The following is a 15,429-nucleotide window of genomic DNA, read 5'->3' on the forward strand; positions in this document are numbered from 1 at the left end:
CAGCCACTCCTGCCGGACCGGACCGAACTCAGCCCCGCAGCTTGCGCTGCCTCCACGCGTCCAGCGTCTCGTCGATGATGCGTTCGGGCACGTTGTCGAGCTCGAACATGGCGTCGATCTCCAGCACGTCGAGTTGGCCAAGGAATTCGGCCGAGGCTGCACCATGGCGCAGCCGGGCGGCGTCCTTGGCGGTGGTGACGAGGCCCAGTCCCTCGCGGCGGGCGGTTGCCGCCAGCTCAGTGAGCTCGTCAGGGGCATAGAAATGATGGTCCGGAAACGACCGGCTCAGCGCCACCTCCGCGCCTGCGTCGCGCAGCGTGTCGAAGAATTTTTCGGGATGGCCGATCCCGGCAAAGGCGAGGAAACGCCGACCGGCGAAGCGTTGCTTGCCGCCGGGCTCGGCATGCGCCTCGAAGATCGGCCTGCCGGCGCGCGCGGCCTGGCGCACCACCTGGTCGGCGGCGGTGCCCTCGCCCATCTTCAGCAGCCCGTCGGTGAAGACCAGTTGATCGACGATGTTGGCGCGCAGCGGCCCACCCGGAATGACGCAGCCATTGCCGATGCCGTAGCGGGCGTCGACGACGACCAGCGCGTAATCGATATGGATGCGCGCGCTCTGAAAGCCGTCATCCATGATCAGGAAATCGCAGCCATGGGCTTCCAGGAGCAGTTTGGCGCCGGCGGCGCGGTTGGGGCTCACCGCAACCGGCGCATGCTCGGCCAACAGCAGCGGCTCGTCGCCGACATGTTTGGCGGCGTCGTGATTGATGTCGACGACATGCGGCTGCGCGAACGAGCCGCCATGGCCGCGCGACAGGAAGCCGGGATTGAGCTGCATGCGCCTGGCCTGCTTTGCCAGCGCGATGGCCACCGGCGTCTTGCCGCTGCCGCCGACGGTGAAATTGCCGACGCAAAGCACTGGCGCGTCGATCTTTTCGCGCGGCGCGCGGCGCATGCGGCGGCCGGCGACCATGCCGTAGACCGCTGACAGCGGCGACAGCGCGAAGACCCGCCAGTCCGGCGCTTCCCACCAGAAAGGTGGCGCTTCGGACGCCACCCTAGCGCCCGTCGGCGCCCTTCAGGCGCGACTTGACGATCAGCGGCTGGATATAAGGCTCGAGCGACTTCAGTGTGTGCGCCAGCGCACCGCGCATCTGGTCGACGGTGGCGGCACCGGCCGCCATCATCTCATGGCGGGCTACTTCATTGCTCAGCAGGAAATTGACGGCGCCGGCCAGCATGTCGCGGTCGCGCACCAGCTTGGCGCCGCCACTGTCGAGCAGACGCTGATAGGCTTCGCGGAAATTCTGGACGTTGCGGCCGGCAAGCACCGCGGTGTCGAGCATGGCCGGCTCCAGCGGGTTCTGGCCGCCTTCCGAGGTCAGCGAGCGGCCGACAAAGGCGATTTCCGTCAGCCGGAGATAAAGCCCCATCTCGCCGATCGTGTCGCCAAGCAGGATATCGGTGTCGGCGGTGATCCGGTCGCCCTTGCTGCGCCGCGCCAGCTTCAGGCCCATGCCGGAAATCTGCGCGGCAAGCGCTTCGGCGCGGTCGGGATGGCGCGGAACGATGATCGTCAGCAGGCCATGGTGGCGCTTGTAGAGCATGGCGTGGACCTCGGCGGCGACCACCTCTTCGCCGTCATGGGTCGAGATCGCCGCCCAGGTCGGGCGGCCGGCGATCTGGCGCTTCAGCGTCGCCAGAGTCCTTTCGTCGACCGGCGGCGGCAACGTGTCGACCTTGAGGTTGCCGGACACGGTGACCGGCCGGGCGCCAAGCGCGCGAAACCGTTCGCCATCAACATCAGACTGGGCAACGACATGGGCGAGGTTCTCGAACAGCGCCTCGGCGATGTTGGCGCGCTTCTTCCAGGATTTGAACGAGCGGTCGGACAGCCGGCCATTGACCAGCACCTGCGGCACGCGACGTGCGCCGAGTTCGAGGATGGTCATCGGCCAGATCTCGGATTCGGCGATGATCGCCAGGTCCGGCCGCCAGTGATCGAGGAAGCGGCTTACCGCCGGCTTGAGGTCGAGCGGCACATATTGATGGATGATGCGGTCGCCGAGCCGTTCGTCGGCGACCTGCGCCGAAGTCACCGTGCCCGTCGTCAGCACGATGTTGACGCCGTAATCGAGGATGCTTTGCACCAGCGGCACGACGGCAATGGTCTCGCCGACGCTTGCGGCATGGATCCAGATCACCGGGCCTTCGGGACGCGGCCGCCCGGCGACGCCGTAGCGCTCGCGACTGCGACTACGATCTTCCTTGCCCTGCGATGTCCGCCAGGCGACATAGGGGCCTATCAGCGGATAGGCGGCCGCGCCGGCGAAGCGATACGCCGTCAGGAAGGCGCGCGCCCAGCGCTCGCTCATGGATTGCCGTCCACGAGGCGATAGGCCTCGGCGGTTGCGGCATTGAGCGCGGCCGTGACTTCCTGGCGCTTGCGCTCCATTTCGGCCTCGTCGGCATTGGCCGGCACAAACACCGGCGTTCCAATGACGATCGAGGAGCGGCCGAACGGCAGGTTGATGGTTGTCTTGTCCCAGCTCCGTTCCAGCACCTTGCGGCGGCTGGTGGCGATGGCGGCAGGCATGATCGGCCGGCCCGAAAGCCGCGCCAGGAGAACGATGCCAAGCCCCGCGTCGCGCGGCGTGCCGTGGGGAATGTCGGCGATCATGGCGACGTTCTTGCCGGCGACGAGTGACTTTTTCAGGGCAATGAGCGCCTTGGCGCCGCCCTTGTCGAGGTGCTTCGAGCTTTCGCGGCCGCCGGAGCCGCGCACCGCCTCGATGCCGAATTTCTCGATCATCAGCGCGTTGAGTTCGGCATCGGCACTGCGCGAGACCATGGCGACCAGCGGCCGTCCCTTGGGATAATAGGCCGGGGTGAGCAGATGCTGGCCATGCCAGAGCGCGATGATGCCAGGCTCGAACTTGGCGTAGGCGCCGCCCGAAAACTGCGCCGAGCCTTCGACCATGCGGTTGGTCAGGCGCACCAGGCGGACAAACCAGGCGAGCAGGCTCACGATGATGCTCTTGACGATTCGCGACTGCGCCAATGGCTCGCGGATCTTGCGCCAGAACGTCTTCGTGCTGCCGCCGCGTCTTCTTCTGACCGCGGCGCCGGTGGGCTGCCCTTTCACCGCTTCATGCTCCATCGCTGTCAACTGCCGGCCTTGCTTTCAGGGTCGAGCAGCCGATGCAGATGAACGACGAAATAACGCATATGGGCATTGTCCACGCTGGCTTGCGCCTTGGCTTTCCACGCGCTGTGCGCGGTTTGGTAGTCCGGATAGACGCCGACGATGTCGAGCGCGTCGAGATCGCGGAACTCGGTGCCACCCAGCTTCTTCAGCTCGCCGCCAAACACCAGGTGCAAAAGCTGTTTCTTTCCGTCTTCCGCGGGCATTTCGGTCCTTCACATATTGTGAGTTTGTGACAGGTCTAGACCAAAGCCGTCGACTTTGGAACCTCGATCACGCTTCCGTACCGGCAATGACGCCGGCAAGCACGGTCAGCAGCTCGCCGCTGCCGGCGACCAGCGCCCCGTGGCGGATGATCTCGCCGGCATAAACCGGCGCACGGCCTTGCCCGTCGAGCACGGCGCCGCCGGCCTCGCGCAAGATGAGATCGGCGGCGGCAATATCCCAGTCATGCGCGTTGGGCTTGACGAAGGTGGCGTCGAGCGTGCCGTTGGCGACCATCGCCAGCCGGTAGGCGAGCGAGGGAATATGGGCAGCGCGCTGCACCCGGCGCAGCCATTCGGCCGGCATCCGGTCGATCAGCTGTTTCAGACCGCCGATCTCGACCGTCTCGCCCAAGCGACGCACGGCAATGGACTTGCCATTAAGGAATGCGCCCTGTCCGGGCAGCGCCCAATAGGTTTCGTCCTTGGCCGGGCATTCGAGCACGCCGGTGAGCGTGCGGCCATCCTCGACCACGGCGACGCTGACGCACCAGGAGCGCAGACCTTCGAGGAAGCCGCGGGTGCCGTCGATGGGATCGACGACAAAGGTGCGCCGCGTCAGCAGCCGCGCCGGATCATCGGTGGTTTCCTCCGACAGCCAGCCATAATCCGGCCGAGCGGCGAGCAGGGTCTCGCGCAGATAGGCATCAGCCGCATGGTCGGCCTCGCTGACCGGCGAGGTGCCGCCCTTCATCCATACTTGCGGGTTTTTGCCGAAATAGCGCATGGCGATGGCGCCGGCCTCGCGGGCGGCATCGCGCAAAAGCTCAAGGTCTTCTGCAGCCGATATGACCGGGTCACGCGCCGGCAAGGGTCATGCCTTCGATCAGCAGCGTCGGTGCGGCGGTGCCGAAATTGCGGTCGAGATCGCTCGCCGGCACCATGTTGAGGAACATCGTCTTCAGATTGGAGGCGATAGTCACCTCGGCCACCGGATAGGCAAGCTCGCCATTGTCGATCCAGAAGCCGGACGCGCCGCGGCTGTATTCGCCGGTCACCATGTCGACGCCCTGGCCGAACACTTCGGTGACGTAAAAGCCTGATTTCAGCGACTTGATCAGATCTTCCGGCGTCCTGTCGCCCGGCTCGATAGCGAGATTGGTCGATGACGGCGACACCGAGGAGCCGCTGCGCGCACCGCGTCCGTTGGTGGTCAGTCCCAATTCCCGCGCGGCGGACGTCGACAGGAACCAGTGCTTCAGCACGCCGTTTTCGACCATCAGCAGCTTTTCACCCTCGACGCCTTCGCCATCGAATGGACGCGAGGCCTGGCCGCGGCGCCGCAGCGGCTCATCGGTGACGGTGATGTCAGCCGAGGCGACCTGCTTGCCCATCATCTCGCGCAAAAAACTGGTCTTGCGCGCCACCGAGCCGCCGTTGATGGCGCCGGCAAGGTGGCCGGCAATGCCGCGCGCGACGCGCGGATCGAACACCACGTTGACCGGACCGGTCGCCGCCTTGCGGGCACCGAGGCGGCGCACGGCGCGTTCACCGGCCTTGCGGCCGATCAGTTCGGGCGCATCGAGATCGGAAAAATGCTGGTGCGAGGAATATTCATAATCGCGCTCCATGCCGGTGCCCTCGCCCGCAATGACGCTGGCCGAGCGCGAAAAGCGCGAGGCGACATAGTGGCCGACAAAGCCGTTCGACGTCGCGAGCACCAGCCCGCCCAGCCCGGCGCTGGCGCCGCTGCCGGCCGAATTGGTGACGCCTTTTACGGCAAGGGCTGCTTCCTCGGCAGCCAGGGCCGCTTCCTTCAACTGATCGGCCGAAACCTCGGTGGCGTCGAACAAATCGAGGTCGCGCACCTTGCCGACGAGCAAAGCCGGATCGGCAAGACCCTGGTAGGGGTCCTCCGGCGAAACTTTCGCCATCGCCACGGCGCGCTCGGCCAACGCCTTGGGGTCCGATGCCGCCGTCGCCGATACGCTCGCCACCCGGTTGCCGACAAAGACGCGCAACGAGACATCGTCGCCCTCGGAGGCCTCGGTGCTCTCGACCTTGCCCAGCCGCACCGACACGCCGGTCGAGCGGCCGCGCACGGCAACCGCATCTGCGGCGTCGGCGCCGGCCCGCTTGGCAGCCTCGACCAGAGCCGCGACGCGGTCGGTCAATTTCGCTGCGTCTGATGTATCGGTCATGCGCATGGTCCTGGCTTCAAGCCGCGCCGGGCGGTAGCGGCTGCTGCACCATCTATTGTCCCGCTGCGGCTTGTGCAATGGCGCATGGGCAATTGCGCCGCTGCGGCATAGCGCCCGAGCGAGCCGCGAAAGCCCATCAGCAGCGCCAGGCCAAGGCGGTGGTGATGGTAAGCCGACTGCGCGGAGGCAAGGCTCCGAACTTTCTCGAAACAGCAACCCCTTTCCACAGAACGCAGCTTTAAGAGATCAAGTTGATTTAATTTATTGCGCACGGATTCCAGCGCGGCCGGATCGCATCCATTTCAGAACGAACTGTGTAGATCCGATAGTCCCGCTTTTCGTCGCCAACCTGCTGGCGCCACGGCAGCCAAAAGCGGCCGCGGAGGCGTATAGCCGCCCCCGCCCGCCTCTTAGGCGACCGGCGTCCAAATCACATCGTCGACCCTGGTTGCCCCCGTCGCCAGCATCACCAGCCGGTCGAAACCGAGCGCCGAGCCGCTGGCTTGTGGCATGGTGGCCAGCGCTGCAAGAAAATCCTCGTCCAGCGGATAGCGCTCGCCATAGACGCGCTCCTTCTCGTCCATCTCGGCGGCGAAGCGCCGTCGCTGCTCGGCAGCATCGGTGAGTTCGCCGAAAGCGTTGGCGAGCTCGACGCCACAGCAATAGAGCTCGAAGCGCTCGGCAACGCGCGGGTCCTCGGCGCTCCGCCGGGCAAGGGCTGCCTCCGAGATCGGATAGCCGTATAGGATGGTGGCGCGCCCCTGCCCCAGTATCGGCTCGACCTTTTCGACCATCACTCGACTGAACAAATCGGCCCAATTGTCATCCTCAGCGGTGCGAAGGCCAGCTCTGATCAACGCTTCCTGGAGCGCGGCGCGGTCGGTGCTGCCATCGGCGGCCACCGTGGCAAGAAGGTCAATGCCCGCATAACGCGTAAACGCTTCGGCCACGCTCAGCCTTTCCGGCTCGGCGAACGGATCGGCCTCGCGGCCACGAAAGCGGAAGGTTTTAGCGCCGGCCCGCTCAGCCGCCAGCTTGAGCATCTCGGCGCAATCGGCCATCAGGCTCTCATATGTCTCGCCGACCCGGTACCATTCGAGCATGGTGAATTCCGGATGGTGCAAAGGGCCGCGCTCGCGGTTGCGCCAGACCGCACCCAGAGTGAAAATGCGCTGTTCGCCAGCGGCCAGCAGCTTCTTGCAAGCGAACTCCGGCGAGGTGTGGAGATAAAGCGGCCGGCGTGCGCCGTCAGAAGCAATTGCCTCGGTGGCGAAAGCCGAAAGATGCGCCTCATTGCCAGGCGAGATTTGCAGGGCCGCCGTCTCGACCTCGATGAAATCGCGCTCGCCAAACCAGTCACGCATCGCGGCCGCGATGGCGTTGCGGGCGATCAGCCGCGGCCGGCGGTCGGCGTGAACATCCGGCGTCCACCAGGGCGAGGCCTCGGTCATGGCTTTGCCGGGCAACGGAATTGCTGACAGGGCTGGCGGTTCGCGCCAAGATGCGCTACGGCGACGGCTCTCGCAGCCGATTTGCGCCGAACAATCGTTTCAGGCCAACGAAGTCTAGGATTGAAAACCGTGGTGAAGGTCATCGCCAGTTCCCTGCGTAAAGGCAACGTCGTCGACAAGGACGGCAAGCTTTACGTGATCCTCTTTGCCGAAAACATCCACCCTGGCAAGGGCACGCCGGTCACCCAGCTCGACATGCGCCGCATCTCGGACGGGGTGAAGGTTTCGGAGCGCTACCGCACCACCGAGCAGGTCGAGCGCGCCTATGTCGAGGACCGCGAGCACACCTTCCTCTACGCCGATAGCGAAGGCTATCATTTCATGAACCCGGAGAGCTACGATCAGGTCGCGGTGTCGGAAAGCGTCGTCGGCGACATGGCGCCCTATTTGCTCGAAGGCATGGCGGTGCAGATCTCGCAGTTCAACGGCATCGCCATTGCCCTCGTGCTGCCGCAGCGCGCCACCTTCGAGGTGGTCGAGACCGAGCCGGTGACCAAGGGCCAGACGGCCTCGTCCTCCTACAAGCCGGCCGTGCTGTCCAACGGCGTGCGCACCGCAGTGCCGCCGCACATCAGCGCCGGCACCCGTGTGGTGGTGATGACGGCCGATGGCTCCTATGTGGAGCGGGCGAAGGACTGAGGCGCCAAGCCCCAGTCCTCGTCAATCCCTTCCATTGCCTTCTGCGGCGGCTGGCTCGATAGTCCTGCCGATGTGGCAGACCTTTGTGACCTACTGGCCCCTGATCCTCGTGATCATTCCGATGCTGATGGCCGCTATCGGCATCGTCCACGCCATCATGACGAAGGAAGACGTGCGCGCCGCCACAGGCTGGGTGGGCGTGATGATTTTGTCGCCGTTCCTGGGCGCCATCATCTACGCCATCGCCGGCATCAACCGCATCCGCCGCGCCACGATCAGCGCCATGAGGCCCGTGGCGGGCGAAGCCGAGACGGCCAAACACGACCGCGACATTGCGCTCGAAGCGCTGATCTCAGCCGAATTCGGCCAACGCTTTGCCGGCCTGAAGACATTGGGCGACAGGGTGGCGCGACGCGGGCTGCTTTCGGGAAACGCAATCACCATCCTGAGGACGGGCGACGATGCTTACGCGGCCATGCGCAAGGCGATCGACGAGGCACAGCGCAGCGTCCTGCTCGAGACCTATATCTTCGACAATGACGAGATCGGGCAGCGTTTCGTCGATTCGCTTGCCGGCGCGGTTCGGCGCGGCGTCACGGTGCGCGTGCTGATCGATGCCGTCGGCGTGCGCTACTCCGTGCCCAGCATCCTGACGACTCTCCGGGAAGCCGGCGTCACCGTCGACCTCTTCAACGGCAACATCGTCATGGGCCTGAGACTTCCCTATGCGAACCTCAGAACGCACAGGAAGATCCTGATCGTCGACGGTGCGGTCGCATTCACGGGAGGCATGAACATCCGCAAGGGATTCTCGGCCGAATTCGCGGGAACCGCCAGTTCGGCGGATACGCATTTCCAGGTCACTGGACCGGTCGTGGCCGACCTGTTTGCGGTTGCCGTCGAGGACTGGCGCTTTGCCGGCAACGAGGTCCTCAAGGACGAGGTCTGGCACGTCGAAAAACCCTCGCCGCCGCCCGGTCAGCCGATCCTGGTGCGGGCCGTGGCGTCGGGGCCGGACGCCAGCATCGAAACCAACCACAAATTGCTGATGGGCGCATTTTCCGTCGCCCGCAAATCGATCCGCATCATGTCGCCCTATTTCCTGCCGGACCGGGAATTCATCAGCGCGCTGACCACGGCGGCCCGGCGCGGCGTCGAGATCGATATCGTCGTGCCGGCGGTCAACAATCTCTTCCTGGTCGGCCGCGCCATGACGGCGCAATACGACCAGGTGCTGAAGCATTATTGCCGTGTCTGGCGCCATGAAGGATCGTTCGACCATTCGAAGCTGCTGTCGGTCGATGGCGTATGGGCCTATGTCGGCTCCTCCAACCTCGACGCCCGGTCGCTGCGGCTGAATTTCGAAATCGACCTGGAGGTGCTGGATGCAGGCTTTGCCACCGAGATCGAAGCACGCATCGGAGCCGCAATCGCTTCCGCCAAACCCGTCACACTCGCAACCTTGAAAGCGCGGTCATTTGTCATCCGTGTCTTTGACCGGTTGCTATGGCTGGGATCGCCCTATCTTTAATGCATATCGCTCAAAAGTGGTCCCGGTTTTGAGAGAACGATATGCATAAAACAAGGAATCAGGACAGATTGAACGCAGGCCCATGGACATAAACGGACGCAGCCTTCCTGAAACCGTGCTCCTGTCGATCCGCGGCAGGAAAGCGCGCAAGGCGAACGCGACGCCGCGCAAGCGCGTCGACGGCGCCCAGATGGTGGTCGCTTCCTACAATGTCCACAAATGCATTGGCACCGACCGCCGGTTCGACCCCGAGCGGACGGCGCGCGTCATCCGCGAGATCGGCCCCGACGTCATCGCGCTGCAGGAGGCCGACAACCGCTTCGGCGACCGCGCCGGGCTGCTCGATCTCGCCCGGATCGAACATGAAACCGGGCTGGTGCCGGTGCCGGTTTCGGGAAACGGCAAGGGCCATGGCTGGCGCGGCAATGTGCTTCTGTTCAAGCGCGGCACGGTGCGCGACGTGCATCAGATCAAGCTGCCGGGGCTGGAGCCGCGCGGCGCGCTGGTGGCCGAGATCGACCTCGACGAAACGCGCACGCTGCGCGTCATTGCCGCCCATCTCGGCCTGCTGCGCCGCTCGCGCTCCGAACAGGCCCGCGTCGTGCTCGACATTATGAGCAGCCAGGATGAAAGGCCGACCCTGTTACTCGGCGACCTCAACGAATGGCGTCTGGGCAACCGCTCAGCGCTGAACACGCTGCACACCACCTTTGCCCCGCCGCCGGCGGTTCCGACTTTTCCCTCAGGCCTGCCGGTGCTGGCGCTCGACCGCATCATGGCCAACCGGCATGGCATGGTTTCGTCGGTGGAAGCCCATGACACGCCGCTGTCGCGGGTGGCGTCGGATCACCTGCCGCTGACGGCTTTTGTGAGCTTGTAACTCACCCGTCCCGCAACCACACCACCATCTCGCCGGGGTCACGATTGTCCCAGGCATAATAAGGCACAGCCTTGAGCTTCGCCTGCTCGACGGCTGGCGCCTCGGTGCGGTAGAGGCCGTTGTCCCAGTTTTCCGCCGCTTCGCGATCGACGGTGGCCGAGAGGGTGACGACGCCGCCGAGAAGGTTCGGCTCGGGATGCGCCTCGATCTCAGCCGTGCGGGGCAAGGTGATGCGGTGCAGTTGGCCGGCATTGTCGGTCTCTTCAACGCAGTAGATCAACGGCCCGCGCGCAAGTGCTACGCGGCCGATGTCCTGCCGCACCTGCGGGTTGGCGAACAGGCGCGAGATCGTCATGTCGAGGTCGAGTTCGATGCGGTCGCCCTTTTGCCACTCGCGCCGGATCGCCGCGTAGCCATCCTTCGACGCGGCATCGAGGTCGACAGACGCGCCGTTGACCTTCAGCGTCGCCTTGCGACACCAGGACGGCACGCGCAGATGCATCGTGAACTCAACGGGAGCATCCGGTTCGACCCGGATCGAGACCGCACCGTCCCAGGGATAGTTGCTGGTCTGGACGAGGCTGACCGGCGTGCCCGCGATGTCGAAACGCGCCGTCGAGTCGCCATAGAGGTGGACAGCCAGCGCATCGTCGGCCAGGCTGTAGAAATAGCTGCCGATCGACGCCACCATGCGGCCGATATTGGGCGGGCAGCAGGGGCAGCGGTGCCATTTCCAGCGATTGTGCTTGCCCCGGCTTTCCAGCGGGTTTTCGTAGAAGAACAGCGAGCCGTCGAGCGACAGGCCGGAGATCGAGCCGTTGTAGAGCGCCCGCTCCATCATGTCGGCGTAGCGGGCGTTGGGGCCCATGCCGAGCATGCGGCTGGCCCAGAACACCAGCCCTACCGAGGCGCAGGTCTCGGCATAGGCGGTTTCGTTGGGCAGGTCGTAGTCGCTGGTGAAGCCTTCATTGTGCGCCGACGGCCCTAGGCCGCCGGTGACGTAGAGGCTCTTGGTGGCGAGATCGTCCCAGAGCCGGTCGAGTGCTACCCGCAGCGTATCGTCGCCACATTCGGTGGCGATGTCGGCCATGCCGGAATAGAGGTACATCGCCCTGACCGCATGACCGACGACCTTGTCCTGCTCGCGCACCGGCCTGTGCGACTGATTGTATTCGTAGGTCTTGAAATGATAGGCTTTCGGGTCGGCGCCGCGCGCACGCGCCTCCTCGTCGAAATAATGGGGCTGCTGCCCGCGCTGGTCGATGAAATATTTCGCCAGCTCCATGTATTTCCGCTCGCCGGTCGCCCGCGACAGCTTGACCAGCGCCAGCTCTATCTCCTCATGACCGCAATAACCTTTCTGCTTGCCCGGCTCTGGCCCGAACGTGTCGGCGATATGGTCGGCATAGCGGCATAGGATGTCGAGCAGCTTGCGCTTGCCGGTGGCCTGGAAATAGGCGACCGCGCCCTCGATCAGATGACCGGCGCAGTAGAGCTCGTGGCAGTCGCGCAGATTGGTCCACCGCAGGCCGGGCTGGATGCGCTGGTACCAGGAGGACAGATAGCCGTCTGGCTGCTGCAGCTTTTCGTACATGTCGATGACGGCGTCGATGTTTTTCTCCAGCCGCTCGTTGCGGCGGCGGTAGAGCGAATAGGCGGCGGTCTCGATGGTCTTGCCCCAGTCGGAATCCCAGAACATCTGCGTTGTCACCGTCGAGCCGGTGAAGCCAGGCGTGGCCGCCTCGTCGGGCGACGGCGAATGGAAGGGGATGACGAGCCCGGGCGACGGCCGGTCCGGATCGATCTGCTCCAGCATGCGGGCTTCGACGCAGCGCTCGTAGAGGATGTCGGCGGTGCGCGACGCCACCGCATCGACGCGGTCGCCCCAGAAGCCGCGTACGTCGACCTGCGGCACCGGCAGCGGGCGGAAGGCGAGGCTCAGTTTGCCGGACTTCCGGGCGGCGGATCTGTGTGCGGTCATCGGCTGGCTCCGTTCGATTTCGTCATTGTCATTTCACTGCGGGTCACTTCACGGCGCCGGCCATCAGGCCGCGTATGTAGAAGCGCTGCAGCAACAGGAAGAGGATCAGGCAAGGCACCATCATCACGGTGACGCCGGCCTGCACGGCGCCCCAGTCGATGGCGCCGAAGCGGCCGGACTGAAGTGCTGTCATCATGATCGGCAGCGTGAATTTTGACTGGTCGGTCATCAGCACCAGGGCGGCCAGGAACTCGTTCCAGGCGCCGAGGAAGGCGAACAGCGCGATGGTGACGATGCCGGGCCAGACCAAAGGCAGCATCACCTTCAGCAGCATGGTGAGATTGTTGGCGCCGTCCATGCGGGCGGCCTCCTCGATCTCGCGCGGCACCGCGTCGAAGGCGTTGCGCATCATGAAGATCGAGAACGGCAGCTGCAGCGTGACATAGACGAAGACCAGCCCGGTCAGCGTGTTGTGCAGGCCGACCTTGGTCAGCACCAGGAAGATCGGCGTCAGGATCGACTGGAACGGGATCATGATCGTCGACAGGATGACGACAAAGAGCAGGTCCTTGAACGGAAAGCGGAAGCGCGAGAAGCCGTAGCCGGCCAGCACGCTGACGATGACGGAAAACACCACCGTCATGACGGACACATAGAGGCTGTTTTGCGCCGGCAGCCACAGCCCGTCGCCGAAGGTGTTGAGCGTGCCGTAATTTTCGACCGAAAAACCGGTGGTCGGCCAGGGCGGCAGCGGCGGCAGGCGCGCCTCCTGCGACGGCTTGAAGGCCGACAGCACCGTCCAGACGATCGGCGCCAGGAACAGCACCGAGGCGATCACGCCGGTCGCGTGCTCGGCGATGCCGAGGCGCAAGCGGCTTTTGCGGCTTCTTGCCTGCGCCATCAGTCGACCCCCTCGGGCTTACGCAGCAGCCAGAGCTGGAACGTGCTGAGCGCGACCAGGATGGCGAGCAGGATCATCGACAGAGCTGCGCCATAGCCCAGCTTGAACGACACGAAGGACTGGTTGAATATCCAGTAGACGGCGGTCAGCGTCTGATTGCGCGGGCCGCCGCGCAGAATGATGTAGAACTGGTCGAAGGCGAGGATGGAGCCCGCCACCGACAGGATCAGCGCCAGCGCCAGGGTGCGGCGCATCAGCGGCAACGTGATGGCGCGAAAGCGCGCGAACGGCCCTGCCCCATCGATCATCGCGGCTTCCTGCAGATCGGTCGGGATCGACTGCAGGCCAGTCATCAGGATGATCATGGTGAAGCCCGCCACCTTCCACACGACCATGGCAATGATCGACCAGAAGGCCGGCTGGAAGGTGGCCAGAAGGTTGAATTTCTTCCCGGTCAGGCCGAGGTCGAAGGCGGCCGGGCTGAACAGGCCGGAATCGACATTCAAAAGCCACGACCAGAGCAGGCTCGCCGAAGCAAAGCCAATGACAGCCGGCATGAAGAAGGACGTGCGGTAGAAGCCGGTGAGCCGCCGGGGACGCTCGATGAACAGCGCCAGCGGAAAGGCGACGGCGAAGATCGCGATCGTCACCACCACCGTGTAGAGGCCGGTGAAGCGCAGAGCATTCCAGAACCTGGTGTCGCGCAGGATCGCCCAATAATTATCGAGGCCGATGTAGCTGTGCTCGCCCATCAGCGGCCAGTTGTGCAACGACATCCACGCCGTCATGCCGAGCGGGATGATGAAGAACACGACGACCAGCGCCACGGCCGGCGCGACATAGAGCAAGCCGATCCACTGCCGGCGCCCGGCGCCGACCAGTTTTCGCGGGCGCGCCGCGGCGGAGGTTGCTGCGATGGTGGTCATGCGATGCTCCAGTTGCGGCGTCCCCCTCCCCCCTCGAGGGGAGGGTCCGGCCGAAGGCCGGGGGTGGGGTCCTCTGCGCAGTGCGCCGACAGAAAGGCCGAGCACTTCGCAGGCGACCCCACCCGGACCCTTCGGGTCCGACCTCCCCTCAAGGGGGAGGTTGAGGGCGGCGCTATTTCTGCGGCGCCTGGTCGATGATCGACTGCATGGTCTCCTGCGCGTTTGCTATGGCGCCGTCGACATCGTCGCCGAAGAAGACCTCGTTGACCATCTGCGTCCACGGGCCGTTGGCGGAGTTGATCAAATCGTTGAACACCACCGAATAGGGCGTGCGGCCCTTGGCCATGGCTTCGGCGGCGATCTGGTAGCGCGGGTCGAGATCCTTCAGCGCCTCCTTGGCGATGTCGCCGCGCACCGGCAGGCTGCCGTATTTGGCGAGGATGGTCTGGCCCTCCAGCGAATAGGCGAAGTCGAGAAACTCCTTCACCACGGCGAGCTTTGTGGTGCCCTTGGTGACGACGAAATTGTCGCCGCCGGCGAAGGACGACCAGGCGCCATCCTTGCCCGGCAGGAAGGTGACGCCGTAGTCGACATTAGGATACTGCGTGTTGAGCGCGCCGATGGCGAAGGCGCCGGAGGGCGAGATGCCGATATTGCCGGCGGCAAAGGCGGCAAAGAAGTTGGAGCCAGTGTCGGTCTGCGCGCCGGCCGGCACCAGATCCTTCTTGACCATCGAGCGGTAGAGGTCGATGGCGCCGCGCAATTGCGGACTGTCCAGCGTCGCCTTGGAGCCGTCCTCGGAGAGGATGTCGCCGCCCGAAGCCCAGACCAGCGGTGTGAAGGTGAAGATGTTGCAGCCGCCGCAATTGCCGGAGAAATAGAAGCCCTTGATGTCGCCCCCGAGCGCGTTGACCTTCTCGGCGTCGGCTTCGATTTCGGCCCAGTTGGTCGGGCCTTTCTCGGGGTCGAGCCCGGCCTGCTTGAACAGCTTCTTGTTCCAGATCAGCACCGAGCTATCAGCCGAGAACGGCAGGCCGTAGATGTGGCCCTTGTAGGTGCCGGTCTTGACGTGCGCCGGCGACAGGCTGGCGAAATAGGGCAGCGACTTCGCCCAGTCGGTGATGTCCTCCAGCTGGCCGGCGGCGGAAAAGGCCGGCGTGTAGATCAGGTCGAGTGACAGCGCGTCGGGCGCAGTGCCGCCGGCGGCCGCGGCGCCATACTTCGGAATGATCTCGGCATTGGGGATGATGTCGAGCTTGATCTGGTTCTCATGCGCCTTGTTGAAGGCATCGACGATGCGCGGCATGAAATTCGAGCCGTCGGCACGCACCCAGATATTGGCCGTGTCGGCGGCCATGGCGGGCATAGCGAAAATACTCGCGGCAAGGGCAAGCCCGGCAATCATGGTCTTCATGGTTCTCCTCCTCATGGTTCTGTTCTCCTCCCTATTG

Annotated in this window: 14 protein-coding genes; 3 read left to right on the forward strand and 11 right to left on the reverse strand. The window is 64.8% G+C overall.

Going from position 1 to position 15,429, the window contains the following annotated elements; genetic code table 11:
* Positions 1 to 28: 28 nt before the first annotated feature.
* The 7 genes from lpxK to epmA form a co-directional block, all read right to left on the reverse strand.
* A complete protein-coding gene (gene lpxK / locus AC1D1N_RS26445) occupies positions 29 to 1,057 on the reverse strand; it encodes a tetraacyldisaccharide 4'-kinase (RefSeq protein ID WP_477351982.1) in 1,029 nt (342 codons plus the stop codon).
* A 1-nt stretch (position 1,058) separates the two neighbouring features.
* Positions 1,059 to 2,375 carry a lipid IV(A) 3-deoxy-D-manno-octulosonic acid transferase gene (gene waaA / locus AC1D1N_RS26450; protein ID WP_192252905.1) on the reverse strand — a complete coding sequence of 439 codons (1,317 nt, stop codon included), beginning with the start codon at positions 2,373 to 2,375 and terminating at the stop codon, positions 1,059 to 1,061.
* A complete protein-coding gene (locus AC1D1N_RS26455) occupies positions 2,372 to 3,160 on the reverse strand; it encodes a lysophospholipid acyltransferase family protein (RefSeq protein ID WP_352592571.1) in 789 nt (262 codons plus the stop codon). Before AC1D1N_RS26455 ends, waaA begins: the two co-directional genes overlap by 4 nt.
* Before the next feature lie 5 nt (positions 3,161 to 3,165).
* Entirely contained in the window at positions 3,166 to 3,411 is a 246-nt protein-coding gene (locus AC1D1N_RS26460) for a DUF4170 domain-containing protein (protein ID WP_112564945.1), read from the reverse strand.
* A gap of 67 nt (positions 3,412 to 3,478) precedes the next feature.
* The gene (locus tag AC1D1N_RS26465; protein WP_477351984.1) at positions 3,479 to 4,279 is read right to left on the reverse strand and encodes a 3'(2'),5'-bisphosphate nucleotidase CysQ; all 801 of its coding nucleotides are present in this window, start codon (positions 4,277 to 4,279) and stop codon (positions 3,479 to 3,481) included.
* A complete protein-coding gene (locus AC1D1N_RS26470; protein WP_477351986.1) occupies positions 4,266 to 5,609 on the reverse strand; it encodes a TldD/PmbA family protein in 1,344 nt (447 codons plus the stop codon). Before AC1D1N_RS26470 ends, AC1D1N_RS26465 begins: the two co-directional genes overlap by 14 nt.
* Positions 5,610 to 6,019: 410 nt before the next feature.
* Entirely contained in the window at positions 6,020 to 7,060 is a 1,041-nt protein-coding gene (epmA, locus tag AC1D1N_RS26475) for an EF-P lysine aminoacylase EpmA (RefSeq protein WP_477351988.1), read from the reverse strand.
* Positions 7,061 to 7,189: 129 nt separating this feature from the next.
* Here epmA and efp point away from each other — a divergent pair, with 129 nt between their 5' ends.
* From efp to AC1D1N_RS26490, 3 genes are all read left to right on the forward strand, one after another.
* Positions 7,190 to 7,759: an elongation factor P gene (efp, locus tag AC1D1N_RS26480; protein ID WP_112565024.1), complete on the forward strand. Its 570-nt coding sequence runs from the start codon at positions 7,190 to 7,192 to the stop codon at positions 7,757 to 7,759.
* Between the two features lie 70 nt (positions 7,760 to 7,829).
* Positions 7,830 to 9,290, forward strand: a complete 1,461-nt coding sequence (locus AC1D1N_RS26485; RefSeq protein WP_477351990.1) for a phospholipase D-like domain-containing protein — start codon at positions 7,830 to 7,832, stop codon at positions 9,288 to 9,290.
* 82 nt (positions 9,291 to 9,372) lie between these two features.
* Positions 9,373 to 10,170, forward strand: coding sequence for an endonuclease/exonuclease/phosphatase family protein (locus AC1D1N_RS26490; protein ID WP_477351991.1), 798 nt, complete (start codon positions 9,373 to 9,375; stop codon positions 10,168 to 10,170).
* Position 10,171: 1 nt separating this feature from the next.
* Here the strand turns inward: AC1D1N_RS26490 and AC1D1N_RS26495 are convergent, their stop codons facing one another.
* From AC1D1N_RS26495 to AC1D1N_RS26510, 4 genes are all read right to left on the reverse strand, one after another.
* The gene (locus AC1D1N_RS26495; protein ID WP_477351993.1) at positions 10,172 to 12,151 is read right to left on the reverse strand and encodes a glycoside hydrolase family 127 protein; all 1,980 of its coding nucleotides are present in this window, start codon (positions 12,149 to 12,151) and stop codon (positions 10,172 to 10,174) included.
* A 43-nt stretch (positions 12,152 to 12,194) separates the two neighbouring features.
* Entirely contained in the window at positions 12,195 to 13,052 is an 858-nt protein-coding gene (locus tag AC1D1N_RS26500; protein ID WP_477351995.1) for a carbohydrate ABC transporter permease, read from the reverse strand.
* The gene (locus tag AC1D1N_RS26505; RefSeq protein ID WP_477351997.1) at positions 13,052 to 13,978 is read right to left on the reverse strand and encodes a carbohydrate ABC transporter permease; all 927 of its coding nucleotides are present in this window, start codon (positions 13,976 to 13,978) and stop codon (positions 13,052 to 13,054) included. The genes AC1D1N_RS26500 and AC1D1N_RS26505 overlap by 1 nt, the downstream gene beginning before the upstream one ends.
* Positions 13,979 to 14,150: 172 nt before the next feature.
* A complete protein-coding gene (locus AC1D1N_RS26510) occupies positions 14,151 to 15,392 on the reverse strand; it encodes an ABC transporter substrate-binding protein (RefSeq protein ID WP_477351999.1) in 1,242 nt (413 codons plus the stop codon).
* Between the last annotated feature and the right edge of the window lie 37 nt (positions 15,393 to 15,429).

This window comes from Mesorhizobium sp. P2_B5, assembly GCF_056404775.1.

What these genes read in the sequence shown, in the direction of transcription:
- AC1D1N_RS26470 (WP_477351986.1), bottom strand. Translation starts at nt 5,609, where the DNA reads ATGACCGATACATCAGACGCAGCGAAATTGACCGACCGCGTCGCGGCT.
- epmA (WP_477351988.1), bottom strand. Translation starts at nt 7,060, where the DNA reads ATGACCGAGGCCTCGCCCTGGTGGACGCCGGATGTTCACGCCGACCGC.
- AC1D1N_RS26460 (WP_112564945.1), bottom strand. Translation starts at nt 3,411, where the DNA reads ATGCCCGCGGAAGACGGAAAGAAACAGCTTTTGCACCTGGTGTTTGGC.
- AC1D1N_RS26505 (WP_477351997.1), bottom strand. Translation starts at nt 13,978, where the DNA reads ATGACCACCATCGCAGCAACCTCCGCCGCGGCGCGCCCGCGAAAACTG.
- AC1D1N_RS26510 (WP_477351999.1), bottom strand. Translation starts at nt 15,392, where the DNA reads ATGAAGACCATGATTGCCGGGCTTGCCCTTGCCGCGAGTATTTTCGCT.
- AC1D1N_RS26455 (WP_352592571.1), bottom strand. Translation starts at nt 3,160, where the DNA reads ATGGAGCATGAAGCGGTGAAAGGGCAGCCCACCGGCGCCGCGGTCAGA.
- AC1D1N_RS26485 (WP_477351990.1), top strand. Translation starts at nt 7,830, where the DNA reads ATGTGGCAGACCTTTGTGACCTACTGGCCCCTGATCCTCGTGATCATT.
- waaA (WP_192252905.1), bottom strand. Translation starts at nt 2,375, where the DNA reads ATGAGCGAGCGCTGGGCGCGCGCCTTCCTGACGGCGTATCGCTTCGCC.
- AC1D1N_RS26495 (WP_477351993.1), bottom strand. Translation starts at nt 12,151, where the DNA reads ATGACCGCACACAGATCCGCCGCCCGGAAGTCCGGCAAACTGAGCCTC.
- AC1D1N_RS26490 (WP_477351991.1), top strand. Translation starts at nt 9,373, where the DNA reads ATGGACATAAACGGACGCAGCCTTCCTGAAACCGTGCTCCTGTCGATC.
- AC1D1N_RS26500 (WP_477351995.1), bottom strand. Translation starts at nt 13,052, where the DNA reads ATGGCGCAGGCAAGAAGCCGCAAAAGCCGCTTGCGCCTCGGCATCGCC.